12 protein-coding genes are annotated in these 24238 nt (G+C 34.8%); all 12 read left to right on the top strand.

What is annotated here, in order from left to right:
- Positions 1 to 17: 17 nt before the first annotated feature.
- Positions 18 to 2312: a DUF5703 domain-containing protein gene (locus Y10_RS10040; RefSeq protein ID WP_281765250.1), complete on the top strand. Its 2295-nt coding sequence runs from the start codon at positions 18 to 20 to the stop codon at positions 2310 to 2312.
- A gap of 48 nt (positions 2313 to 2360) precedes the next feature.
- Complete coding sequence (locus Y10_RS10035) at positions 2361 to 4361, top strand: aceric acid hydrolase (protein WP_281765249.1); 2001 nt, start codon at positions 2361 to 2363, stop codon at positions 4359 to 4361.
- A gap of 247 nt (positions 4362 to 4608) precedes the next feature.
- A complete protein-coding gene (locus Y10_RS10030; protein ID WP_281765248.1) occupies positions 4609 to 7800 on the top strand; it encodes a SusC/RagA family TonB-linked outer membrane protein in 3192 nt (1063 codons plus the stop codon).
- 23 nt (positions 7801 to 7823) lie between these two features.
- Entirely contained in the window at positions 7824 to 9815 is a 1992-nt protein-coding gene (locus Y10_RS10025) for a RagB/SusD family nutrient uptake outer membrane protein (protein ID WP_281765247.1), read from the top strand.
- Positions 9816 to 9854: 39 nt separating this feature from the next.
- Positions 9855 to 11558: a polysaccharide lyase gene (locus Y10_RS10020; protein WP_281765246.1), complete on the top strand. Its 1704-nt coding sequence runs from the start codon at positions 9855 to 9857 to the stop codon at positions 11556 to 11558.
- Between the two features lie 91 nt (positions 11559 to 11649).
- Positions 11650 to 12324, top strand: a complete 675-nt coding sequence (locus Y10_RS10015) for a DUF3826 domain-containing protein (RefSeq protein ID WP_281765245.1) — start codon at positions 11650 to 11652, stop codon at positions 12322 to 12324.
- Positions 12325 to 12351: 27 nt separating this feature from the next.
- Positions 12352 to 14061, top strand: a complete 1710-nt coding sequence (locus tag Y10_RS10010) for a polysaccharide lyase (RefSeq protein ID WP_281765244.1) — start codon at positions 12352 to 12354, stop codon at positions 14059 to 14061.
- Positions 14062 to 14129: 68 nt separating this feature from the next.
- Entirely contained in the window at positions 14130 to 17213 is a 3084-nt protein-coding gene (locus Y10_RS10005; RefSeq protein ID WP_281765243.1) for a DUF6298 domain-containing protein, read from the top strand.
- A 9-nt stretch (positions 17214 to 17222) separates the two neighbouring features.
- Positions 17223 to 18653 carry a glycoside hydrolase family 140 protein gene (locus Y10_RS10000; RefSeq protein ID WP_281765242.1) on the top strand — a complete coding sequence of 477 codons (1431 nt, stop codon included), beginning with the start codon at positions 17223 to 17225 and terminating at the stop codon, positions 18651 to 18653.
- Positions 18654 to 18656: 3 nt separating this feature from the next.
- Positions 18657 to 19580, top strand: coding sequence for a glycoside hydrolase family 43 protein (locus Y10_RS09995; protein WP_281765241.1), 924 nt, complete (start codon positions 18657 to 18659; stop codon positions 19578 to 19580).
- Entirely contained in the window at positions 19580 to 21445 is a 1866-nt protein-coding gene (locus tag Y10_RS09990) for a glycoside hydrolase family protein (protein WP_281765240.1), read from the top strand. The genes Y10_RS09995 and Y10_RS09990 overlap by 1 nt, the downstream gene beginning before the upstream one ends.
- A 1-nt stretch (position 21446) precedes the next feature.
- Complete coding sequence (locus Y10_RS09985) at positions 21447 to 24224, top strand: glycoside hydrolase family 78 protein (protein WP_281765239.1); 2778 nt, start codon at positions 21447 to 21449, stop codon at positions 24222 to 24224.
- The last annotated feature ends 14 nt before the right edge of the window (positions 24225 to 24238 follow it).

Genomic DNA, 24238 nt, shown 5'->3' with positions numbered 1-24238 from the left:
TTTTTAAAAGCTTTTTTTTGAAACATCTACTTTACATATTACTGATATTTTATTTTTCATCATATGCTCAAATACCAGAGTTAAACGATTACAATCCGGTATGGAGGTCTCATAGTAACAATTCTTCTGAGTCTATGCCGCTAGGAGGTGGCGATATTGGTATGAATGTATGGGTAGAAAAAGGAGCAGTTTATTTTTATATTTCTAGAACAGGTACTTTTGATGAGCACAATACCTTGTTGAAATTAGGTAGGATAAAACTAGAGCTCAGTCCTAATCCGTTTACCAATACGGAGGGTTTTGTTCAAGAATTACATTTAAGGGATGGATACATGACCATAGAACAAAACGGAACGAAAGTTCAATTATGGGTAGATGTTTTTAATCCTGCAATACACACAGAGGTTATTAGTAAAACTAAAACAGATCTTATCGTTTCATATGAAAATTGGCGGTATAAGAATAGACCCGTATTAGGTAAGGCCAATAATGCTAATTCTTACAAATGGGCTCCCCAAGGAGATGTGATAACCTATGCGGATACCATTAATTTTCATAAGAATGGAGTTCTTTTTTATCATAAGAACAGAGCGCAGACTGTTTTTGATGTAGCTGTAAAACAACAACAATTAGCATCTGTAAAAAATGAAATGATGAATCCTCTTGCCAATTTAACTTTTGGCGGATTTTTATTTGGTAAAAATTTAGAAAGTGGATCAACTTATAAAGACATTTACGAGAGCACCGATTTTAAAGGATTCTCTTTAAAAAGCATAAAAGGGGCTAAAAAACATTCATTTTCTGTACACCTGTCTACAGAAGTATTATCAGATACTAAAGAATGGAAAAAGAAATTACTTCAATCTATAAAGGCAGATGAAACTAAAAAGGCAAAAGTTCAATCTAAGAATTGGTGGAATAACTTTTGGGATAGAAGTTTTGTTTTTACACAAAAGAGACATGTAACGGAACACGATTCTGTATACCAAATAGGACAGAATTATCAGCTGTTTAGGTATATGCTAGGATGTAATGCTTACGGAAAATACCCAACAAAGTTTAATGGAGGTTTATTTACTTATGATCCTGTATATACAGATTCTACTTTAAAATTTACACCTGATTTTAGAAATTGGGGAGGAGGTACTATGACAGCCCAAAATCAACGATTGGTATATTTTCCAATGTTTAAAAATGGTGATTTTGATATGCTGCCAGCTCAATTGGATTATTATGTGAATCTACTAAAAAATGCAGAACTAAGAACCAATGTATATTGGGGGCATCATGGAGCTTCATTTACAGAGCAGTTAGAAAATTTTGGATTACCCAATCCTGCGGAATATGGTTGGAAAAGGCCCAAAGACTATGATGTAGGAATGCAGTATAATGCTTGGTTAGAATATCAGTGGGATACTTCTCTAGAATTTTGTAAAATGATGTTAGATTTATATGAGTATAACACTGAAGACATTCAAAAATATATTCCTTTTGTAAAAAGTTGCCTAGTCTTTTTTGATGAGCATTATCAATATCTAGCAAAGTTACGAGGAAGAAAAGCTTTGGACGGAGAGGGACATTTAGTATTGTATCCAGGCTCTGCAGCAGAAACCTATAAAATGACGTATAATGCTAATTCTACTATAGCAGGCCTACAAGTAATTACAAAGATGTTATTAAACTTACCATTAGATTATTTGTCAGATTCGGATAGAACTTATTTTGAAGCATTTCAAGAACGAATTCCACCAATGACTTTTAAACAGATTAATGGAAACAAATTACTAACACCAGCTGTTCATTGGGAGCGGGTTAATAATACAGAATTACCGCAGTTGTATCCGGTTTTCCCATGGAGAATATATGGCGTAGGCAAACCTCAATTAGAAACTGCTATAAATACATGGGAACTTGATCCTGATGCTCAAAAATTTAGAAGTCATGTAGGGTGGAAACAAGATAATATTTTTGTCGCTGATTTAGGATTAACAGAGGAGGCAGCTAAATACACCTTACTTAAAATGGCAAATTCAGGAAGACGTTTTCCTGCCTTTTGGGGACCTGGATTTGACTGGGTACCCGATCATAATTGGGGAGGAAGTGGTATGATAGGTATGCAAGAGATGTTAATACAAGAAGCAGGAGATAGCATTTATTTATTTCCAGCATGGCCTAAAAATTGGAATGTGCATTTTAAACTGCACGCATCCAAACAAACCACCATTGAAGCTAAGTTAGAAGATGGAGAGGTGAAAATCATAAAGGTAACTCCTGAATCAAGAAAAGAAGACGTCATAATTTCACTACAATAAAAAGCAACGTATAGAAGAATGAATACTTTAAGAATAAATAAATGGAAAATGTTAGTTTTTCTACTAACGCTTGGCAACCTAGTAACTGCTCAAAATATGGGTTTGGTAGACAATGCCAATAGTCCGTATACCAAATTACAAACAATAGGGTTGGCTGATGTACAATGGACAGATGGATTTTGGAAGGAACAGTTTGATTTAGAGACTCAAGTTACCTTACCATACATGTGGCAATTATATCATAATGATAGTATAACTCATGCGTACCTTAATTTTGAAATTGCTGCAGGTTTGGTAAAAGGAAAACATGAGGGGCCTTCTTTTCATGATGGTGATTTTTATAAAATTTTTGAAGGAATGGCGGCAGTATATGCTACCACCAAAGACAAAAAATTATTAAAAGAAATGGACGAAGCCATTGAACTTATTGGTAAAGCACAAAGAATTGATGGTTATATTAATACTCCTGTTCTTATTGAAGAACGTTGGGGAACTTTAGGAGAGGAAGAATTAAAAAAACAACTTGGTTTTGAGAAATATAATATGGGTCATTTGATGACTGCAGCTTGCGTTCATTACCGAGCTACAGGGCAGACAAATTTTTTAGAGATAGCTAAAGGTGTGACTAATTATTTATATGATTTCTACAAACAAGCCTCACCTGAACTTGCCAGAAATGCTATTTGTCCTTCTCATTATATGGGGGTTATAGAAATGTACAGAACCGTGAAAGATCCGAAATATTTGGAATTAGCCAATAATTTAATTGATATAAGAGGAACCACTGCCGACGGTACTGATGATAATCAAGATAGAATTCCCTTTAGACAACAGAAAACAGCTATGGGGCATGCCGTTAGAGCTAATTATTTATACGCAGGTGTAGCCGATTTATATGCTGAAACCGGTGAACATCAATTATTAGAAAATTTAGAGTCTATTTGGGAAGATGTTGTATATCGTAAAATGTATATAACAGGAGCCTGTGGAGCATTATATGATGGGGTTTCACCCGATGGAACTTCTTATGATCCAACCGTGGTTCAAAAGATACATCAAGCATACGGTAGGCCTTATCAATTACCTAATGCAACTGCGCATAACGAAACTTGTGCCAACATAGGTAATGTATTATGGAATTGGCGAATGCTGCAAATAACAGGTGAAGCCAAGTATGCCGATATTGTTGAATTAACATTATATAATAGTGTTCTTTCAGGTATTAGCCTAGATGGAGATGAATTTTGCTACAACAACCCTTTAAATGTGTCTAAACACTTACCGTTTGACCAACGTTGGGGAAGTAAAAGAGAAGGATACATTACACTTTCTAATTGTTGTGCACCTAATGTAACACGTACGTTAGCAGAAATTAATAATTACGCTTATAGTTTAGGAAAAAATGGATTGTACGTTAATTTATATGGGAGTAATCATCTGAGTACAACGTTACAAAATGGGAAAAGAATAGAGATTACACAAAGTACCAATTATCCTTGGGATGGAAATATAACACTAAACATAGATAAAATTTCAAATGATGAAATGAGCATTTATGTAAGGATTCCAAGTTGGAGTAGTGGAGGAACCTTAAGTGTTAATAAAACCACAGTTTCTGATCAGTTATTGCCTGGTACTTATTTTGAGATTAAAAGAAAATGGAAAAAAGGAGATTCTATAGAGCTAAATATTCCTATGGAAGTAGCCTTAATGGAGTCGAATCCCTTAGTTGAAGAAACAAGAAATCAAATAGCTGTAAAGAGAGGGCCTATTGTTTACTGCCTAGAGTCTGACAAGTTACCTGAAAATACATCCATTAATCAGGTAAGTATAGATAAGGCACTTAATTTTGAAACCGTTAAAACAACTATAAATAGCCGAGAATTTTTAGGGTTGGAAACACTAATAAATTTTAAAGATACTACGTGGAATGGTATTTTGTATAAACCTAAATCATTTGAAAGTAAGCAACTTAAAGTAGTCTTTGTTCCTTATTATTGCTGGGGAAACAGAAGTTTAGATGAAATGACAGTTTGGTTAAATTATTAGAATACTTTGTAGTTTTTTACGTGGAACAGTATAGTACAGGATACTATACTTGCGGTGCCTAAGTAAATTTGATTATTGCATTTTTACTTATTGAAAATATAGTAGCGATAAAAAATATTAATAATGATGTTTTTCTAGCTATTAAATTTTTTAACAAAAATACAATCGATTGCATTTTCAAATATTTATTTAACAAGACTACCCCCATAGTCTATTTTTTAGTGATTGATTTTAAACAAATTAACTAATGAGTCAAAAGAAATTAAGAAAGGGAATTATTTTTTTAATAATTCTGCTAGGGGTAACGGTAAATGCACAAACTGCTACTCAAAAAACAGTTACAGGTAAAATCACAGACGAATTCGGCATGGCCTTAGCTGGAGTTAACGTAATGGTTAAAGGCCAAGATAAAAGGGGAACTACCACAAATTTTGATGGAGAGTACAGTATTTCTGTTACTTCATCAGAAACATTGGTTTTCTCTTACATTGGTTTAGAGACTATTGAAAGAAGAGTTGGAGACCAGAACGAAATCGATGTAGTACTAAAAGAAAGTAGTAATGAATTAGGACAAGTTGTGGTTGTTGGTTATACCCAACTTAAAAAAGAACATTTAACAGGCGCTATTGAAACCATAGATGTTGAGGAGGTGGAAGATCTTCCTGTTTCAGATTTAAGTACCGCCATTCAAGGACGAATTGTTGGTGTAGGTGTTTCTGGTGGTAGTACTAGACCTGGTTCTAATGCTACTATTTCCATTCGTAATTCACAATCTTTTACAAAGGATGCAGCAGATGGTCCGTTGTATGTGATTGATGGAGTTGTACAAATGGACAGCCAAGGACAAAATTCAAACGAACTTTTTAATACATTGGATTCTTCCGAAATAGAGAGTATAACATTTCTTAAAGATGCTTCTGCTGCTATTTATGGTTCTAGAGCAGCTAATGGTGTTATTTTAATAACAACAAAAAAAGGTAAGCCAGGTAAGCCTAGATTTAATTATAGTGGATCTTACGGTACTAATGATGAAACTTATAGAAGTAAAGTACTTAGTGGTTATCAATTTGCTCAATATTACAATATTTTAAATGGACCTAATGGTGCTAATGCGACACCAGGAGAAGTAGACAGATTTTTTTCGGATGATGAATTAGAATTTTTTAGAACTCATAATTATGATTGGCTAGAGGATGCTTGGTCATCTTCGTTTAATATGAGACACACTTTAAATGTAAGTGGAGGTTCTGAAAATGCTAAATATTATGGGGGTATGTCTTACTATACTCAAGATGGTAATTTAAGTAGCTTAGATTATGATAAATGGACGTTTAGATCTGGTGTAGATTTAAAAGTAACCGATAATTTTAGAGCAGGTGTTCAGGTTTCAGGTAACTATTCAGATCTAACAAAGACGTTTAATAAAATAGGAGGAGAAAATGACGAGAATGATTATCGTAATTTATTATTAGCTCCTCAATATATACCTAGCTATGTAGATGGTAATCCTGTTAGATTACCTGGAACATCTTCGTTGGCTCAATATCACTACTATGAGATACAACGTTTGAATAACTTGGCAACTACTAACGATAAGCTTTTAACTGTAAATGTATTTGCAGAGTATGATGTACCGTTTATTAAAGGTTTAAAATTAAGAGGTTCTTACAATAGAAATATGGGAGGTTCAAGAGGTACGCAAGTTGGTACAACCTATGAGTTGTATGAATTTAATGGTTTAGGTACTAACGGGCATATCTATGAAGGTGGTTCAATTAAAAATGTTAGAACTTATAAAAATGGTAATCGCTTATATTATTCTAATTCAAACTCTTTAACAAAACAAGCTAATTTTACTATGAATTATGCACATGACTTTGGGCAACATAGTATTAATGCTGTTTTTAGTATAGAAAGAGCAGAAGCAGAATCTTCTCAAGAAGATGTATGGAAAGAAAATCCTATTCCTTCTACAAATGGTTCTTTTGGTTCTGCTTTTGGTTCTATAGATGGTAAGAATGCCTCTTATGAAACTGGAAATCTTTCTTATGTAGCTCGTGTAAATTATGAGTATAATGATAAGTATTTATTAGAAGTTTTATACAGAACCGATGCATCAACTAAATTTGCCCCTGAAAATTATTGGGGTAACTTCTATTCTCTTTCTGGTGGATGGGTAATTTCAAAAGAAGACTTTTTTAAAGCTAATTCCGTTAACTATTTGAAGTTGAGATTTGGTTATGGTAAATTAGGAAAAGATAACACACGTGTTTGGCTATGGAGACAACGATACACTCCTCAAAATGGGCAGGGTGCTGTTTTTGGAGGTAATTCCGATGGTTCTGTAGCTATTAGAATGGAGGCAGCGCCAAACAGAGATGCCGTTTGGAGTGATGTGTACCAAAAAAATATTGGGTTAGACGCAAGATTTTTAGATCAGAGACTTTCTACATCTGTGAATTACTTTCATAACGAAGAAAAAAATGGTTTATCAGAGCGCACAGGTAATGTACCTATTACAGTAGGGGGTACTATTGCACCAGAAAACTTTCTTAACTACACTTACTTTGGTTATGAAATTGCAATTGATTGGAATGATGATATAACAGAAGATATGTCTTACGGAATTGGAGCTAGATTTTCGTGGAGTGATAATAAAGTTAAATCAGGGAATTTTAACGATGAAGACATCTTGAAACCTTGGATGCCTAAACCAGGTGAATCTAGTGATAACGGTATGTGGGGATATGATTATATAGGAATGTTTAAAAATCAAGCGGATATAGATAGCTATGTAGCAGAGAACAACATTCAACAAGTATTTGGAGTTACTGCCGATAATTTAAGACCGGGAATGTTGTATTATAGAGATGTAAGAGGTCAATATTTAGGTAATGGTGAGTTTGCTGCACCTGACGGTATTATAGATGAAAATGACCAAGTTCAACTTTCTAAGAAAAAAGACAATCATTATGGTTTTGGTACTACATTAAAGTTCAAGTATAAGTCATTGTCAATCAATGCGGTTATAAGTGGTTCATTTGGTGGTTGGGCAGAAATAGATGGAAGAAAAGCGATGCACCAAAATATTTCTAGAACGTACCAAAGTGTTCCTGCATATTGGTCAGATATTTATGACCCAGAACTGAATCCTAATGGTAAATATCCTAACCCTTATTGGGGGGATGTAAGTACTACCCCTGTTTCTAAATTCTGGGAAGTGAGTTCTTTTAGAGCAGCATGCCGCAACATTACTTTGAGCTATAAATTACCAGAGAAATTTGCTGATAAAATGAATATATCAAACTGTAGGGTAAATTTAATAGCACTTAATCCGTTTACTTTATATAATCCATATGATTATAAATATCCAGAAGGCGCATTTGATACGTACCCTGTCTTAAGAACATTTTCTTTAGGTGTGAATTTTACATTATAATGTATACAATAAAATTTAATAACATGAGATTAGTAAAATCAATTAAATATATAGGAGTGTTAGGACTGGTTTGTGTATCTCCTTTTTTAACTACCAGTTGTAGTGATGATTTTTTAGAAGAGAAAAGAGATTTAACCGGTTTTAACGAAGAAGTATTTTCAGACTCTTTATTAGCCAAAGGTTTTATAGATGGTATGTATGCTGCTTTTCAACCAGGAGATAATTCGCAAAGTATGATATGGGATCTTCCGGTTAACGGTGATGATTTTGTACAAACTTCTGAGGAGCTTGCAGGAGAAACGAATTGGAACAAAGTTTGGGCTTCAATCACCAACAATCAAAATAATTGTTTACAGTATTTTGGGGAACGTATTACTTCTAGTAGAAGAAATAATGTATGGACCCGAATGAAACAAATTAATATCTTTTTAAACAATATTGATGGGTATGGTTTACCAGAAGAAACCAGAAACCGTTTCAAAGGTCAATTGTACTTTTGGAGAGCCTACCAGTATTTTGATCTTTTAAGATTGTATGGTGGAGTACCAATAGTTTTAGAGGCACAAAATCCAATTGTTGATGGAGACGGCTTGGCTGTACCAAGAAGTAGTTCAGAAGAAACATTAAATCAAATTATAGATGATTTAGATACAGCAATGGAATTATTACCAGGAAAATGGGGATCTAACGATTGGGGTAGAATTACTAGTGGTGCTGCTGCTGCATTTAAAGGTAGAGTTCTATTAACTTGGGCAAGCCCATTATTTAATAGAAATGACGATGCAGGTAGATGGGAACAAGCTTACCAAGCTAATTTAGAAGCTAAAAGCATACTAGAATCTAATGGATTTGGTTTATATACTAATGGTGGATTTGCAGATGCTGCAGCTTGGGGTAATATGTGGTTTGATGAAGTTAATAATCCGGAAGCGGTGATTACGTATGGTTTTAACAATGCCACATCAGATCAGGTTCAACGTAATAATGGGTGGGAACGTGCTTGCCGTTCTAAAGAAATAAACGGAGGAGGAAGTATTTCACCAACCAAACAGGTGGTAGAAGCTTTTCCTATGAAAGATGGTAAAATGCCAGGAGAATCTTCTTATACTTATGACGATCAAAAGTTTTATAAAAATAGAGATCCTAGATTTTACAAAACCTTTGTATATAATGGGGGGGTGTGGCCTTATGGTGGAAACCAAGATTATAGACAATGGACTTACAGATGGTATGGTGATGCGTCTAATGCAACACCTAATAGAACAACTGAAACTTTAGGAGCTAACGGTTCTGGTATTTACCTTAGAAAAGCAACAGACCCAGGGGCTAGTAATGCAGATGGCTACAATTTTAGCGGTACAGATTATATGGAATTACGTTTTGCTGAAGTAATATTGAATTTGGCTGAATCTGCTATTGGTGCAAATCATTTAGATGAAGGGTTAAGTGGAATTACAGCTATTAGAGAACGTGCTGGTGTTGAAAATCTTAATGGTTATTACGGATTAGATGCTGGGATGTCTAGAGATGAGTTATTTGCTGCTGTGTTGCATGAGAGACAAGTAGAATTTGCTTATGAAGGTAAAAGATTTTGGGATTTAAGAAGATGGATGCTATTTGATGATACCTATGGAACTGTTTCTAGATTAGGTGTTACACCCTTAAATAATACACGTAGAACAGGGTATTACATTGTTGTTAAAGATAGTGGTAATAACTATATAGGGGATGAAGATCCGCTTTTACCTAATGAAAATTTGGTAACCCCTTTAATAGATAGAAATCCTGATAGTTATCCTGCAGGAATTACTACTTATGATGAATATGTAGATTATTTATATGATAATTATTTTGAAGTAATTGAAAAGGATGATTTAGATCCTACGAATGGAAACTGGACATTTACTTGGTATGAAGAATATTATTTCTTTGGGATTCATCAAAATATTTTAGATGCATCACCATATCTTGAACAAACCGTTGGTTGGGGGGGCTCTTTTGACCCGCTAGATTAATAAGAAGGATAGAATTACAAATACGATATAATATTAAAAATGATTAAAAAAGCTCACTTATTATCAGTTTTGGTACTATTGGTTAGTAGTAGTGTACTGGCTCAGTATCCCAAATTAACTGAAGAAGACAAAGAAAGAGAAAAAGCTATTAAAGAAGAGGCGTACAGATTATCTGATGAGGCTTGGATTGAAGCTAGTAAAATAGTAGACAAAGAGGCTAAAGAAGGTAAGCCATATATTCCATGGGCATATAGGCCAACTGATTTACCGCAAGCAGAAATACCTGCATTTCCAGGAGCTGAAGGTGGTGGTATGTATACCTTTGGCGGTAGAGGAGGCAAGGTTTATACGGTAACCAGTTTAGAAGACCGTGGGCCTGGTACACTTCGTGAAGCTTGTGAAAAAGGGGGAGCTAGAATTATTGTTTTCAATGTTTCAGGTATTATAAAACTTACTACTCCGCTTATAATTAGAGCACCCTACGTAACTATTGCTGGGCAGACTGCTCCAGGTGATGGAATATGTGTTGCTGGAGAAACCGTTTGGATTGATACGCATGATGTTGTAATTAGACATATGCGATTTAGAAGAGGTGATACTTTTGTTGGCAGAAGAGATGATGCTATTGGAGGTAATCCTGTTGGTAATATTATTATTGATCACGTTTCTGCTACTTGGGGATTAGATGAAAATATGTCTATTTATCGTCATATGTACAGCCCAGGAGAAGGATATAAAGACGAGAAAAAACCAACGGTAAATATTACGATACAAAATAGTCTTTTTGGGGAAGCTTTAGATACTTATAACCATGCATTTGGAAGTACATTAGGAGGTGAAAACTGTTCTTTTGTTAGAAATATGTGGGCAAGTAATGCCGGTAGAAATCCTTCTATTGGATGGAATGGTATTTTTAATTTTGCTAATAATGTGGTCTACAATTGGGTACACCGCTCTATAGATGGTGGAGATTATACTGCAAAATATAACATAGTAAATAATTACTTTAAGCCAGGACCACTTACACCTAAAGACAGACCTGTTGGTTATCGTATACTAAAACCAGAATCTGGTAGAAGTAAATTAGATACGGTAGTTTTTGGTCGTGCATATGTTTCAGGTAATTATGTAGATGGTTATCCTAAAGTAACAAAAGACAATTGGGCAGGTGGTGTTCAGATAGAAGGAAAAGATGGTGAATTAATAAGTTATGATAAAGCTCAGGCATATTTTCAATATATGAAAACAGAAACGCCTATGCCAATGCCTTGGTTACATCCATTCATGACAGCTGAAGAATCATATACCTATGTATTGGATCACGTAGGAGCTACGTTACCAATAAGAGATGAAGTAGATAGTAGAATAGTAAGAACTGTAAAAAATGGTAAAGCAGAATATGCAAAAGGATTAAATGCAGATGATTTTTACCAATTTAAGCACAGAAGATTGCCAAAAGACTCGTATAAAGGAGGAATTATTACAGATATTAAGCAGGTAGGAGGGTACCCTGAATACAAAGGGAAATCTTATAAAGATACTGATAATGATGGTATGCCTGATAAATGGGAAAAGAAAAATGGTTTGAATCCGAAAGATGCTTCCGATGCTATTCAAGATGCTGATAAAGATGGATATACTAATATAGAGGAATATCTTAACGGAACAGATCCTAATCAATTTGTTGATTGGAAAAACCTTTCTAATAACAATGATACTTTAAAAGAAAAATTAATTCAATAACCTAGGATTAATATAATGTGCCTTAACATTCTTACGTCTAAAATTGACGTAAGAATGTTTTTTTAAAATTTAAGATAAACATTACTTAGTTATGAAAAGTATAAAGATAAAATTAGGAATAGCTATAACTTATTGTTTGTTGGGTTGTGCTAGTATAAATGCTCAGCAGTATGCAGACCCTGAATATGTTAAAGTTACAGAGAATAGAGCTGCCAAAATAGTTGATAACATGGAGCTATCGGCTTCAGTAGATAAACAAGCGGTTGTTAGCGCTATTGCAAAACAGTATCAAAATTTAAGTAAGATTCAAGAAGAAAAAGAAGTTCAAATTGAAGCTGTTAAAAATTCTGATTTATCTAAGGAAAAAAAGGATAAGAAAATTGAGAAAATTAAAAATGTAGCAGTTAAAAAAACAGATAGTCTTCATAAAACTTATATTAAAGAATTAGAAAAATACCTAGACGAAAAGGGGGTAAGTGACGTAAAAGACGGAATGACATATGGTGTAATGCCAAAAACGTATGTTGCTTTTCAAGATATGCTTCCTAACCTGACTCAAGAACAAAAAGATACTATTTATAGTTATTTAAAAGAAGCTCGTGAACATGCAATGGATGGAGGTTCTTCTAAAGAAAAACATGCTTGGTTTGGTAAGTATAAAGGCAAAATTAATAATTACCTTTCTGCTCAAGGTTATGATTTGAATAAAGAAAGTGAAGAGTGGCATAAGAGACTAGAAGCAAGGAAGAAAGAAAATAAAGAATAAATTGAACAATTTAACTAACTAACAAAAATGATTACCACCCGCACCCGTTACCACTTAAAATACACAGTTTTATTTTTTTTGTTTTTGACTTTAGCAAAAGGATTTGCTCAGTATCCTGAAATTCCTAAAGAGTTACAGGATAAAACAGATGCTCGTATGGCTAAAGAAGAAGAGAGATTGCAAAAAATATGGGAAGAAAATTATGCTATAATTGAAGAAGAAGGAAAACATGGTCGTCCTTATTTACCCTGGGCTTCATATCCTAACGATTTTATAAAGGCCGATATACCGGCATTTCCTGGAGCCGAAGGTGGAGGGGCTTTTACTCCTGGCGGACGTGGAGGTAAAATTTTTGTAGTTACTAGTTTAGCAGATAGTGGTAAAGGTACTCTAAGAGAGGCCTGTGAAGCAGTAGGTGCTAGAACCATTGTATTTAATGTAGCTGGCATTATTCAATTAGAAAATCCTATTAGTATTAGAGCTCCTTATGTTACCATTGCTGGACAAACTGCTCCTGGTGATGGTATTTGTGTTGCCGGAGAATCTTTTAAAATTGATACTCATGATGTTATTATTAGACATATGCGTTTTAGAAGAGGTGCAACAGATGTTACTAGAAGAGATGATGCTTTGGGTGGAGACCCAATGGGAAATATTATCATAGATCATTGTTCTGTTAGTTGGGGATTAGATGAAAACATGTCGATGTACAGAAATATGTTTTCACCGAATGAGAAAACTCCAGTACAGAAACTTCCAACAGCAAATATTACCATTCAAAATACCATTTCCTCAGAAGGCTTAGATACCTATAACCATGCTTTTGGTAGTACTATAGGAGGTTTAAATAGTACTTTTATAAGAAACCTATGGGCCGATAATATTTCTAGAAATCCATCTATAGGAATGTATGGAGATTTCAACTTTGTGAACAATGTTTTGTTCAATTGGTGGAACCGCTCATTGGATGGTGGAGACTTCCGCTCTATGTTTAATATTATAAATAACTATTTTAAACCAGGACCTATAACTCCAACAGATAAGCCCATACGTTATAGAATTCTTAAACCTGAAATGGGGTGGTTAAAACCTAAAAGATTTGGAAGAGCGTATGTGTCCGGTAACTATGTAGAAGGTGCTCCGGAAGTCACCGCGGATAACTGGAACGGAGGAGTGCAATTAGAAAGTATGTCCTTAGAAGAAGCTAAGTCCTATTTTGACTATATAAAGCAGGAAAAACCTTTTACAATGCCTTATTTGACAATTATGGAAGCCAATGAGGCTTACAGTTTTGTTTTGGAAAACGTGGGAGCCAACGTTCCTAAGAGAGATGAAGTAGACGAAAGAATTATAAAGCAGGTTAAAACTGGAAAAATTGATACCAAAGATGGTATGGAGATGACTATTGGAGGTGAATTTATCCACAGAAGATTGCCTGTTGATGCTTATAAAAAGGGAATTATTGTAAGTCCTGAACAGGTAGGTGGTTATCCTGATTATAAGGGAAAACCTTATAAAGATTCTGATAATGATGGAATACCTGATAGATGGGAGAAAAAATATGGATTAAACCCTTATGATTCGTCTGATGCTAATAAAGATTTAAATGGAGATGGATATACCAATATAGAGAAATACTTTAATGGTATAGATCCGACAGATAGAATAGATTGGACAAACATGACTAATAATGTAGATACCTTAAGCAAAATTTCAGGGGGTCGTTTATTGCAATAATAAATAAAGATAATTCCAATATTAGAATGTATTCAGTTGTAAAAAAATATAATATAGTTTGGAGCTTAATGAGTATACTTTTTGCTACGTATATGAATGCTCAACAATACCCTGATATTCTTAGAGAAGCTAGCGGAATAATTATGGTTGCTGATAGTTTAGGAAATACAATTCCAGATTTCTCTTATGCAGGCTATGAGGCTTCAGAACAATCAATACCGTTTATACCAGCACAAATTTTTGTTCCTTCAATGGAGGGAGATGCTACGGAAACGATACAAAAGGCTATAGATTATGTAGGTGGTCTAAAACCAGATGCTTCTGGGTTTAGAGGTGCCATACTATTAGATAGGGGTATTTTTAAAGTTAGTGGAACCTTGTACATTAAAACGTCTGGTATAGTTTTAAGAGGTAGCGGAACACAAACAAATGGTACAACGTTACTAGGTACAGGTGTCAAAAGAGAAGCTGTAATTAGAGTTTTGGGTACCAATGATATAAAATTTGGAGATAAGAAAGATGTTACCAATGGGTATACACCTTTAGGCGCTACTAAGATAATGGTAGAAAATACTAAAGATTTTACCGTTGGATCTGAAATAAGAATAATGCGTCCGTTAACCAAAGCATGGATTAAGCAACTGAAGATGGAAGCATTTGGAGGTGAAACAGACTGGATTGGCTGGAAAGAGGGCAATTGGAATATGGAGTGGTATAGAACCATTTCTGAAATTTCAGGAAACACTATTAGTTTTAATGCTCCTTTAACTGAGGTATTAGATGAAACTTTTGGAAAAAGTACCGTTAATTTAATGACTTGGAATGGTAGAATTGAACAGGTAGGAATTGAAAACCTTTTGATGGATTCTACGTTCGATTCTGAAAATAAGAAAGATGAAGAACACAGATGGCAAGCCATAGGTATGGAAAATGTAAAAAATGCTTGGGTTAGACAAGTTCATTTTAAACATTTTGCAGGCGGGGCTGTGGCTCTTCTAAAATCTACTCAACAAATAACGGTGGAAGATTGTATAGCTACAGAACCTATTTCTGAAATAGCAGCCTTTAGAAGACAAACATTCTACACAGAGGGTCAGCAAACATTATTTCAACGTTGTTACTCTGAATTTGGTTACAATGATTTTGCAGTAGGTGGTTTTGGTACTACGGGACCTAATGTGTTTTTACAATGCGAATCTCATTTACCTTATAGCAATAGTGGAGCAATAGGTAGTTGGGCAAATGGAGTATTATTTGACATAGCGTATATAGATGGTGGAGCATTGTCTTACCACAATAGAGAGCAATCTGGTCGTGGTGCGGGGTGGACGGCAGCTAACAGTGTATTTTGGGAGAGTTCTGCTTCTAAAATAGAGTGTTATAGTCCTCCAACTTCACAAAATTGGGCATTTGGTGTTTGGGGTCAGTTTGCGGGTAATGGTCACTGGAAAGATGTGAATGGACATATAAACCCTAGAAGTTTATTTTATGCGCTACTGGAAAAACGTTTAAATACACTTCCTGTAAAACCTTATTTACAAAGTATAGGTTCAGAGCCATCATCTAGTCCTACCTTAGAACGAGCGGAAGAGCTTACTGGTTTAGCTGTTAATGAATTACAGAGTTTACCTGAATGGATAGTTGAAGTATCTAAAATTAATAAAATAGACATTGATAAAGCAGGTATTAAGTCAGTAGACCAGATAAAATTAAAGAATGGTAGTAGCTCTAAAGACGGTGAAATAGGTTTAACTATTAATCAAACCAATGGAAGGCTAACGTATAATAGCAAGCTTATCATGGGGAAAAGTTTTGGTATTATGTGGTGGCGTGGTAGTTTAAGAGAAGATGATGTTAGTAAATCTACACCTCATGTTACCCGTTTTGTTCCAAAAAGAAGAGGAATAGGGCTTACAGATAATATAGAGGAAACCGTAGCTTGGTTAAAAGCAAACAATATGGTAGCATTAGAGCATAATTATGGTTTGTGGTATGACCGAAGAATGGATGACCATGAGCGTGTTAGAAGAATTGATGCCGATGTTTGGGCTCCGTTCTACGAGCAACCATTTGCTAGAAGTGGTAAAGAAGTAGCTTGGGATCATTTAAGTAAATATGATCTTACTAAGTACAATACTTGGTATTGGGACAGGTTGCAGCAATATGCGGATGAAGCTGAAAAAGAAGGTCAGTTATTGGTTCATCAGCAGTATTTTCAGCATAATATATTAGAGGCAGGGGCGCATTGGTCTAGTTCTCCGTGGCGTTCCGCTAATAATATAAATCAGACAGGTTTTCCTGAACCACCTCCGTATGCTGGTGATAAAAGAATTTTTATGGCGGAACAGTTTTATGACATTACCAATGTGCATCGTAAAGAGTTACATAAAAAATATATAGAACATTCTTTTGATGTTTTTAAGGGTAACAGTAATGTCATACAACTAACTAGTGCAGAGTATACCGGGCCGTTACATTTTCTGCAATTTTGGTTAGATGTAGCCAAGGAATGGAAAAAAGAAAATAATACAAAGCAACTTATAGGATTAAGTGCCACTAAAGATGTTCAGGATGCCATACTTGCAGATGAAGAAAGAGCGCAGACCGTAGATCTTATTGATATTAGATATTGGTATTACAAAGAAGATGGAACAGCGTACGCTCCGGCTGGGGGTGTTAATTTAGCACCGAGACAACATGCTCGTAAAATGAAAACTGGTAAAGAAACAGCTGAACAGGTTTATAGAGCTGTACGAGAATATAGAGAGAAATATCCTGAAAAAATGATACTATATTCTACTTATGGAGCACCAAGATTTGGTTGGGCAGTATTAATGGCTCAGGGGTCGTTGCCTAACATTCCTGTAGTTACTTTACCCATGTTTAATACGGAACTTTCCAAAATGAATTTTGTTACAGAAACCTCTTTTAAAGACGCTGTATGGAAATTGGTAAATATAGGAAGTAGTCAGTTACTATATAGTAACGGAGCTAAAGAAACTAGTGTTAACCTAGCCAATTATAAAGGAAAATATAGGGTATACTATATCAACGAAAAAACAGGAGAAGTAACCAAAGGGGAAATCCTTAAAGGAGGAAGTACAACCAAACTTTCTTTTACACAAAATGTAATTTTTATAATTAAAAAATAACAACCTGCTATGAAAAATATAATACCATCTTTCTTACTATTAAGTCTGATGCTTCTATTAACAGCGTGTTCAACAGACATTAATAAAAAAGAAGAAGTAACAGCAGATAAAACAGTTGATACAAAAATATCACCATTAAAAATAGCTGAAAATCATCATTACTTTACTACTAATGATGATAAACCATTCTTTTGGTTAGGAGATACTGCTTGGTTAATGTTTTCTAAGCTTACACGAGAAGAAATAGTAGCTTATTTTGATAAGCGTAAAGCACAGGGATTTAATGTAATACAAGTAATGACTTTGCATACCTTATCGGCTGTAAATATTTATGGAGATTCTGCCCTAGTAAACCAAAACGTTGCAAAACCTATGACAACACCTGGTGCTACTTTTTCAGAAGAAGAAGAAGCATATGATTTTTGGGATCATGTAGATTTTGCAGTTAAAACTGCCGAAGAGAAAGGGATGTATATGGCCATGGTACCAGTATGGGGTAACAATGTAAAAAGTGGCAAAGTATCGGTTGAGCAAGCTGCTTCATACGCCAAATTTTTAGCCAATCGTTACAAGAGTTTTAAGAATGTAATCTGGCTGAATGGAGGAGATACCTTTGGTAATGAGTTTACAGATGTTTGGAATACCATAGGAATTACGTTGAAAAAAGAGAACCCCGATAAATTAATTACATTTCATCCTAGAGGGAGAATGCAGTCTTCAGATTGGTTTCATAATGAAGATTGGCTAGATTTTAATATGATACAATCTGGACATAGGAGATATGATCAGGATGATTCAGAACGATCTTATGGGGAGGATAATTGGAAATATATTTTAACCGATTTTTATAAGGAACCATTTAAGCCTACACTGGATGGAGAGCCCTCTTACGAAGGGATACCCCAAGGTTTACATGATACCTTACAACCCTTTTGGAAAGCAAAAGATGTTAGGCGATATGGGTATTGGTCGGTTTTTGCTGGTGCAGCTGGTTATACTTATGGACATAGTGCTGTAATGCAGATGCAATCTAAAGACGAAAAGACAGGAGCTTATGGGAATAAATTGTATTGGAAAGATGCGCTTACTGAAGAAGGAGCAAATCAAATGTATTACTTAAAGGAATTAATGTTGGATTATCCGTTTGAGTCTGGAGAACCAGACACTACCTTAGTAGTAGATCAGGGTATAAAGCATGCGTATATACCAGCTATTAAGGGGAAAGGATACACTATGTTTTATGATTATTCTGGAAGACCGTTTCAAGTAAATTTAGATAAAGTATTAGGAACTGAAATAGAAGCTAGTTGGTTTAATCCAAGAAATGGAGAGAAAACAGCTATAGGTTCTTTTAAGAAAAATGGTATACAAAAATTTACTCCTGAAGGCGGCAAAGAAGAAGGTAATGATTGGGTGTTAATACTAACCTCAAAATCATAATTAATGCACTACAAGCTTTTATATATAGTGGTATTCTTCGTTTTATGTTCTTGTAAATCTGATGAACAAGAACTGTATTTATTTACATCTTTTCGGGAACCTGCTACCGAGGGTCTGATGTTGACTTATAGTGAAGATGGTTATCATTGGAAAGATTTAGACGGACCATTTTTAAAGCCAACTATAGGAAATGATAGTATTATGAGAGACCCATCTATAACAAGAGATAAAAATGGTACTTATCATTTAGTTTGGACTACAGAATGGAGAGGTGGTAATGGTTTTGGTTACGCCAATTCTAAAGATTTAGTGCATTGGTCAACAGAGAAGTACATTCCTGTAATGGAACATGAACCAGAAGTAGTAAATGTATGGGCTCCCGAGTTGTTTTATGATGACGAAGCAGATAGGTTTATTATTATTTGGGCTTCTACTATTCCTAATCGTTTTGAAAAAGGAGAGGAGGAAGAAAAGAACAATCATAGGATGTACTACACCACCACTAAAGATTTTATAACATTTACTGAAACCAAATTGTTTTTAGATCCTGGATTTAGTGTTATTGATGCTGTAATTGTAAAGAGAGCAAAGAATGATTATGTATTGGTATTAAAAGACAATACGCGCCCAATGAGGAATTTGAAAGTAGCCTTTGCTAATAATCCTTTAGGACCATATAAAAATATCAGTGAACCCTTTACAGATTTTCTTTCAGAGGGGCCAACAGTAGTATTTACAAATGAAGAGTGGTTAATTTATTACGATAATTATGGGGCTAAAAATTACAAAGCAGTTGCTACTCAAAATTTTAAAGAGTTTAGAGATGTAAGTGATTCCATTCAATTACCGAAAGGACATAAGCATGGTACCATTACAACAATTGATAAATCAATCCTTCAAGGGGTATTAGAAAAAGAACATAAATAATGATTAAAGGTAAAAACATATCAAGATATATATCAGTTAGTTTTCTTGCCATCGCAGTATTTGTAACTGGTATTGTAAATGCGCAAGATACAGTACATTACATAGGTAACACCTTATCTAACATTAATTATCATCACGGTCAGTTAACTCCTGCTGTGGGGGTACATGCAACGCAGGTAATGCGTGCGAGTAGAGAACACCCGGAAAAGGCGGATGGGTTTGGGTGGACCTATAATCACGCACCTAATATGGCATATTGGAATGGTACTTTTTATTTACAATATTTAAGTAATCCGGTAGGAGAACATATACCTCCCGGACAAACTTTTCTTGTAACATCAAAGGATGGTGAAAATTGGAGTAAGCCACAGGTGCTATTTCCAATGTATCATATCCCTGATGGATGGAAAAAAGAAGATGTTGAGGGTGAATCTAAAAACTTAGATGCAGTAATGCACCAACGTATGGGATTTTTTGTTTCATCGGAGGGAAGGTTGTTAACGTTGGCCTACTATGGTATTGCCATGGATAAGAAAGATGATCCCAACGATGGGAAAGGCATTGGGCGTGTAGTTCGTGAAATTTATAAAGATGGAACTTTTGGACCGGTTTATTTTATCAGATTTAATAAAAGTTGGGATAAGTCTAAATCTGCCTATCCATTTTTTGAAAAAAGTAAAGATAGAAGCTTTAAAAAGGCTTGTGAAGAATTATTGGCAACCCCTTTAATGATGCAACAATGGGTAGAAGAAGCAGATAGAGATGACCCTTTAATTCCACTAAAAAAGCAATTTAAAGCATTTAGTTATTATCATTTACCTAATGGTGATGTAGTGGGTTTATGGAAGCATGCACTTACTTCAATAAGTAAAGATGAGGGAAAAACTTGGGAATATCATCCAATGCGTGCTCCAGGTTTTGTAAATAGCAATGCAAAAATATGGGGCCAAAAAACTTCAGATGAAAAGTATGCTACTGTATATAATCCGTCAGAATTCAGATGGCCTTTAGCTATTTCTACCAGTGATGATGGCTTAGTTTATGACAATCTTTTATTAGTGCATGGTGAAATTACACCTATGCGTTATGGGGGAAATTACAAATCTTATGGACCACAATACGTACGAGGTATTGTAGAAGGAAATGGTACTCCACCTGATGGTAAATTATGGGTAAGTTATAGTGTAAATAAGGAAGATATTTGGGTAGCCTCTGTTCCTGTCCCGGTAACAAGTGACGTAAACGAAGATGTGAATGATGTGTTTAGCCAATTACCTGCTGGGCATGAATTAGATTTTTGGAATTACTATAATCTTGCTTGGGCATCAGTGGGTATTGAAAAGAAATATAATAGCACTTGGTTAACCTTACGAGACCATGATTTGTTTGATTATGCGAGGGCAGAAAGAATAGTGCCTTATGCAGAAAAAATGGAGACTACGTTTACCGTTTTACCAGAACAAAATAATCATGGAATGATGCAGGTAGAGTTTCAAGATGAAAAAGGTTCTCCTGCTATAAGAATTGTATTTGATAATGAAGGTAGGATAAAGGCTAAAGCTGGAGCTAGATTTAGAAATATAACTACGTATGAAGCTGGTAAAGAATATGAAATAAGCATCCGTATGGACGTAAGTAAGAGAGCTTTTTATGTTAGTGTAAATGGAAGTAAAGAAACTTATATGATTTTTTATGCTCCGGTACACGGGTTTAAAAAAGTTATGTTCCGAACCGGAGAAGAGCGTCATTTTCCAACCCCAGATACGCCAGCAGATACACCAGATTATTATGATTTACCGCAAACAGGTGTTGAAATAGAAGAGGCAGTGTTTAATATTAAATCATTAACTACTAGAAAACTATAGAATGAAATACTTTGGCTATATAGTTTGTGTTTTAGTAACGTTTTTGACTCCTGTTAAAAATGAAGATTTTGCGGTACAACAAGTAACTTGTGAATCTCAAATAAATCCTTTAGCAGTAAATACGTTACATCCGGTTTTTGGTTGGAAATTGCAGTCGAATCAAGAGCAGGTAATGCAAAGTGCATATCAAATATTGGTGGCGTCATCTGAAAAAGGTTTGGCTAAGGGACATGGAGACATGTGGGATAGTGGTAAGGTAGTAACCGATAAAAGTTTATATGTATCTTATGATGGAAAGCCATTAAAATCTGGAAAAAAGTATTATTGGAAAGTGAAGTTGTGGAATACTAAAGGTGAAATAACAGATTGGAGTAAAGCTGCCACTTTTAGAATGGCTCCAGAAATTTTAAAAAAAGATACTCATTGGATTGGTGCTATTACAAAAGCAGACAGTCATTTACCGGAAGGCAGACATTATCATTCAGCTACCTATAAAAAAACAAAGAAACAGGCTATTATAGATTCAACTGCAGAACTGGCTAGACAGAGTATACTCCTTCGTAAATCTTTTAAAGCCAAGCGTAACATCAAAGAAGCTGTTATTTATGTTTCAGGCTTAGGCCATTATGAATTAACACTAAATGGGCAAAAAATAGGGAATAGTGAATTTGCTCCTCTTTGGACGGATTACGATAAAACCGTATTGTACAATACGTACGAATTAGATGTGAACCATTTAAACAAAGGCGAAAACGTAATAGGGGTTTGTTTAGGTAATGGAATGTACAATACCATAGAAGAAAGATATACTAAGTTTTTTGTAGCATTTGGTCCACCAACCTTATTTTTTAAAATGAAGATTGTATATGATAATGGAGATGAACAAGAAATTGTTTCTGATACTTCATGGAAATACAGTAAAAGTCCAATTACTTTTAATAGTTTATTTGGGGGCGAAGATTATGATGCTAGATTAGAACAACCTGGATGGAATCAAAAAGGATTTAAAGCTAAAGATTGGAAAGATGTGGTTATTCAAGAAGCACCAAAAGGTTCTGTAAAACCACAGCAAACAACACCTGTTCAAATTAATGAAGTATTTCCAGTAGAGGAATTCAAAAAGTATAATGATAGTATTTACGTTTTCAATATGGGGCAAAACCTTAGTGGTTTTCCAACTATTAAAGTAAAAGGGAAAAAAGGGCAAACCATAAGAATATGGCCTGCAGAAGGACTTAAAGAAGATGGTACCATAAGACAAGGGCGTTCAGGAAAACCTTATTATTATGAGTATACCTTAAAAGGAGAAGGAATAGAAACTTGGCAACCACGTTTTACTTACTATGGTTATCAGTATTTACAAATAGAAAATATTAACTATAAAGATGAAATAGAAGCAGAATTGCCAACCCTATTAGAAATACAATCTAACTTTCTATACAACAATGCAGGAAGGGCCGGATATTTCAACTGTTCTAATGAGTTATTTAATAAGGCAGATGAATTAATTAATAATTCAATTAAAAGTAATTTTCAAAGTGTATTTACCGATTGTCCGCATAGAGAGAAGCTAGGATGGTTAGAAGAAACGCATTTGAATGGACCTGGATTGTTTTATAACTATCATTTAGAGACCTATATCCGTAATGTGATGCAAAACATTAGTGATGCTCAAAATGCAGATGGTTTAATTCCTACCATTGCACCAGAATATGTAGTTTTTGGTGGTGATTTTACCGATTCACCGGAGTGGGGTGTAGCAGGTATTATTTTGCCTTGGATGTATTATGAATATTATGGAGATGATAGTCTTATTAAAGAATACTATCCAGTAATGAAAAGATATGTAGACTATTTAACCTCTAAGTCAGATGAACATATTGTTTCCTATGGTTTGGGTGATTGGTATGATTATGGGGATCATCCTGCTGGGTATTCCAAAAATAGCCCTATAGCACTTTCAGCTACCAGTCATTACTATTATGGTACATATTTATTAGCAAAGGCCGCAAAACATCTAAATAAGGATGTGGATGCAAAAAAGTATGCACAATTAACAGAAGAAATTAAAAGAGCTTTTAACAATAAATTTTTCAACACAAAAACCAAACAGTACGGTACGGGTAGTCAGTTTAGCAATGCTGTGCCATTATTTATGGATATGGTAGCTCTTGAAAACAGAGAGGCAGTTATGAATAATTTATTGGCAGACATTACCAAGCGAGGATACCGGTTAACAACAGGAGATGTTGGTAATAGGTATTTGTATCAGGTATTAGCCAATAATGGTGCTAATGATGTAATGTATCAAATGCAAAATCATGAAGATGCCCCAGGGTATGGATTCCAAATTAAATTTGGATTAACCACACTAACAGAGCAATGGGACCCCCGTAAAGGCAATTCTTGGAATCATTTTATGATGGGACAAATTCAGGAGTGGTTTTTTAAATCGTTAGGCGGGATAGTACCGGATGAGAATGTTCAAGGATTTAAGCATTTTTACCTTCAACCAGTTATAGTAGGCGATATGAGTTATGTAAATAGCAATTATGAATCAGTTTATGGTACCATCGTATCAAATTGGAAAAGAGAAGGGGACGCATTTGTTTACCACGTGGAAATACCGGCAAACACAACCGCAACCATTACATTGCCAGTTACCGGAGAAACATACATTAATGGGAAAGAAATTAAAGCATCAAAATTGATTTTGCAAATGAATGCTAACACTGAATTTGAACTGGGTTCTGGAGTATACACAATTGAATGTAAATGAAAACTATGAATACA

The sequence above is a fragment of the Neptunitalea lumnitzerae genome, from assembly GCF_027924185.1.
Classification (GTDB): Bacteria; Bacteroidota; Bacteroidia; order Flavobacteriales; family Flavobacteriaceae; genus Neptunitalea; species Neptunitalea lumnitzerae.
This window is presented reverse-complemented; position numbering and strand designations above follow the sequence as displayed.

What these genes read in the sequence shown, in the direction of transcription:
- Y10_RS10035 (WP_281765249.1), top strand. Translation starts at nt 2,361, where the DNA reads ATGTTAGTTTTTCTACTAACGCTTGGCAACCTAGTAACTGCTCAAAAT.
- Y10_RS10030 (WP_281765248.1), top strand. Translation starts at nt 4,609, where the DNA reads ATGAGTCAAAAGAAATTAAGAAAGGGAATTATTTTTTTAATAATTCTG.
- Y10_RS10025 (WP_281765247.1), top strand. Translation starts at nt 7,824, where the DNA reads ATGAGATTAGTAAAATCAATTAAATATATAGGAGTGTTAGGACTGGTT.
- Y10_RS10020 (WP_281765246.1), top strand. Translation starts at nt 9,855, where the DNA reads ATGATTAAAAAAGCTCACTTATTATCAGTTTTGGTACTATTGGTTAGT.
- Y10_RS10015 (WP_281765245.1), top strand. Translation starts at nt 11,650, where the DNA reads ATGAAAAGTATAAAGATAAAATTAGGAATAGCTATAACTTATTGTTTG.
- Y10_RS10010 (WP_281765244.1), top strand. Translation starts at nt 12,352, where the DNA reads ATGATTACCACCCGCACCCGTTACCACTTAAAATACACAGTTTTATTT.
- Y10_RS10005 (WP_281765243.1), top strand. Translation starts at nt 14,130, where the DNA reads ATGAGTATACTTTTTGCTACGTATATGAATGCTCAACAATACCCTGAT.
- Y10_RS10000 (WP_281765242.1), top strand. Translation starts at nt 17,223, where the DNA reads ATGAAAAATATAATACCATCTTTCTTACTATTAAGTCTGATGCTTCTA.
- Y10_RS09995 (WP_281765241.1), top strand. Translation starts at nt 18,657, where the DNA reads ATGCACTACAAGCTTTTATATATAGTGGTATTCTTCGTTTTATGTTCT.
- Y10_RS09990 (WP_281765240.1), top strand. Translation starts at nt 19,580, where the DNA reads ATGATTAAAGGTAAAAACATATCAAGATATATATCAGTTAGTTTTCTT.
- Y10_RS09985 (WP_281765239.1), top strand. Translation starts at nt 21,447, where the DNA reads ATGAAATACTTTGGCTATATAGTTTGTGTTTTAGTAACGTTTTTGACT.